At 69.4% G+C, this 2,622-nt stretch carries 3 protein-coding genes; 2 read left to right on the top strand and 1 reads right to left on the bottom strand.

The window, feature by feature from the left end:
• Positions 1–248 precede the first annotated feature (248 nt).
• Together VNN10_13150 and VNN10_13145 are read left to right on the top strand one after the other, a co-directional pair.
• Complete coding sequence (locus tag VNN10_13150) at positions 249–1,622, top strand: M20/M25/M40 family metallo-hydrolase (GenBank protein HXH22967.1); 1,374 nt, start codon at positions 249–251, stop codon at positions 1,620–1,622.
• An 85-nt stretch (positions 1,623–1,707) separates the two neighbouring features.
• Positions 1,708–2,313, top strand: a complete 606-nt coding sequence (locus tag VNN10_13145; GenBank protein ID HXH22966.1) for a PHP domain-containing protein — start codon at positions 1,708–1,710, stop codon at positions 2,311–2,313.
• Positions 2,314–2,392: 79 nt separating this feature from the next.
• Here VNN10_13145 and VNN10_13140 read toward each other — a convergent pair.
• Positions 2,393–2,622: DUF2203 domain-containing protein (locus tag VNN10_13140; GenBank protein ID HXH22965.1), on the bottom strand; the 230-nt coding region annotated here is incomplete at its 5' end.

Raw genomic sequence — 2,622 nt, 5'->3', positions numbered from 1 at the left:
GCGCATCAGCGACGCCGGGTGCTCGCGGTTGCCGCACGCGATGTTGCGGCGTTCACGGCCGGGACACCGACATCCTCAGGTCACGGCGCTTCCGGAGGGCCGCGCCTGGCGCCGGAGTCAGGGTGATCGCACCCCAGCTTGGGGGCGGCACCTGACGGGCGCCGGGTGGCGTTGTGCCCTTTCCCGCCTTCTGTTTGAATAACCCCACTCCCGTACCGGAGAGCGCCCCACAGCCGGAAGGAGCCGCGATGCCCCCCAGGAAGGCCGCAGCGACGAAGGACCCCGATTTCGAGGGGATGGCCGCTCAAGCCGCCGAAATCCTCCAACGATACATTCGCGTCAACACCACCAACCCACCCGGGAACGAGGAGCTTGCTGCCGACTTCCTGGCCGAAATCCTCCGGGCTGACGGCATCGACTCCACCAAGCTCATCTCCGCCCCCGGCCGCGCCAACCTCTACGCCATCCTCCAGACATCCTCGGGCGGGCAAGCCGGCAAGGCGCCGGGCCAGGAGGCCGCTCTGCCCCTTGTCCTCCTCAACCACACCGACGTTGTGCCCGTCGAGGCCGAGCACTGGCAGGTCGACCCGTTCGCGGGCGTGGTAAAGGACGGCTTCATCTGGGGCCGTGGCGCCCTCGACATGAAGGGCATGGGGACCCTGGAGCTCGTCGTTTTCCTGGCGATCAAGCGGCGACTGGACGCCGGCGCGCGGCTGAAGCGTCCCTTGCGCTTTCTCGCCGTGGCGGACGAGGAAGCGGGCAGCGAATACGGCGTCGAATGGCTCGACAAGCACCACCCTGAGCTCATACAGGACGCCGCCTTCGTCATCAACGAAGGCGGTTACGGTGCGGAGACCTACCTCGGCGTCGAGCGCCCCCTGTTCGGGGTCTCGATGGCGGAAAAGAGCCCCCTCTGGCTGCGCCTCAGGGCCACGGGCCGCCCCGGCCACGGCTCCGCCCCGCACGAGGACAACTGCCTGGACCGCATCATCCGCGCCATGCACCGCATCCAGCACTGGGAGCGGCCGCTCACGATCACGGAGCCGGTCGCCGAGTCCCTGCGGGCCGCTCACCGGGAGGGCTACCTCGCCGTGGACCCGGACTCGGCGTCCCCGGAGGAAATCGTCGACCGGCACCGTCAGCTGCGCACGGTGATGACGAACACGATCAGCGCCACGGGCCTGCGGTCGGGCATCAAGCACAACGTCATCCCCGCCTCCGCGGAGGCCACGCTCGACTGCCGTCTCGTCCCCGGCTACGACCACGACCGCTTCATCGCCGAGCTCCGCACCGTGATCGACGACCCCAAGGTCGAGGTGGAGACGGTGTTCGGCTCAGCGAGCCCCTCGTCCTCTCCAGACACGGAGTTGCACGACGCCATCCGGGAGGTGTGCGCGCAGGTAATGCCGGAAGCGGCGCTCCTGCCGCGCGTGAGCGCCGGCTTCACGGACTCGCGCACCTTCCGGCGGCGAGGCATCCCGGCGTACGGCTTCGTCCCCATGCTCCTCGGCGCCGGCGAGATGGGCGGTCAGCACGGCAACAACGAGCGCATCTCCCTCAAGAACCTGCGGCTCGGCGTCGAAGTCCTCTACCGGGTCGTCGAAAGAGTCTGCCTCGAGTGAGCTGGGCGGCTCGGCAGGCGAGCATTTCAGCGTTTCAGCACCTCAGGTTCTCAGGTCCGCCGTTTCCCGGGTCTGCCAGGCGGCGATGCTGATCGACCTGCATACGCACTCGACGGCGCATTCGGCGTGCAGCGCCGCTTCACCGGACGACCTCTGCCGGGCGGCGAAGGAGGCGGGACTCGATGGCATCTGCATCACCGAGCACGATGCCTTCTGGCCCGAGGTCGCCGTGAGGGAGCTCGGCGAGAAGCACGGCATCGTCGTCCTGCGCGGCGTCGAGGCGACGACGGAGGTCGGCCACGTGCTGGTCTACGGGCTGTCGACCTGGCGCAAGGGGCTTTCGACGCTCGCGGCCCTGCGCGAGCACGTGATGGCGGAAGGCGCGCTCATGTTCCTCGCCCACCCCTCGAGGCGCTACGGGCGGCCCGTCGAGGGGTCACTCGCCGACATCTTCGACTCCCTGGAGGTTGCAAACGCGAGCGAAGGGGCGCTACAGAACGCCAACGCGCTGGAGCTCGCGCGCGGCTGCCGGCTTCCCGGCATCGGCGGCAGTGACGCCCACACGGCCCGCGAGGTAGGCGCGGCGTACACCGTCCTGGCTAACAGCGTGGCAGACGAAGGCGGCCTCGTCGCCGAGCTGCGCAAGGCCCTTCACTCTACGGCCGTCCGCCGGCTGACCGCGGAGGAGTAGAGGCCCGGGTCTCGAAGGCGCGACGCGACACGTAGTGGCGGGCAGGGCCGTGCCCATCTCTGGCGGCCCAACTCTGGTCTCATAACGGTCGGCGTCCCGCGAACCCGGCATCGACGTCGTGCCACCAGGCGACCTCGTCCTCGCCGAGCCGCCAGCACAGGTAGACGGTGCGGCCTTCACGCAGGCTGGGAAAGTCAACCAGGCCCTGCTCGATGCCCTTGACCTCGCCCCCGAGCCGGCGCAGGGCCGCTATCTTCGCCTCGATCTCACGGGTGAGCTCCAGAGCCCGGCGCTGGAGCTGGCTCAGGC

It is taken from the genome of Dehalococcoidia bacterium (genome assembly GCA_035574915.1).
Lineage (GTDB): Bacteria > Chloroflexota > Dehalococcoidia > DSTF01 > WHTK01 > DATLYJ01.
This window is presented reverse-complemented; position numbering and strand designations above follow the sequence as displayed.

Excerpts from the sequence above, each read along its gene's own strand:
- VNN10_13150 (HXH22967.1), top strand. The coding sequence starts at position 249 with ATGCCCCCCAGGAAGGCCGCAGCGACGAAGGACCCCGATTTCGAGGGG.
- VNN10_13145 (HXH22966.1), top strand. The coding sequence starts at position 1,708 with ATGCTGATCGACCTGCATACGCACTCGACGGCGCATTCGGCGTGCAGC.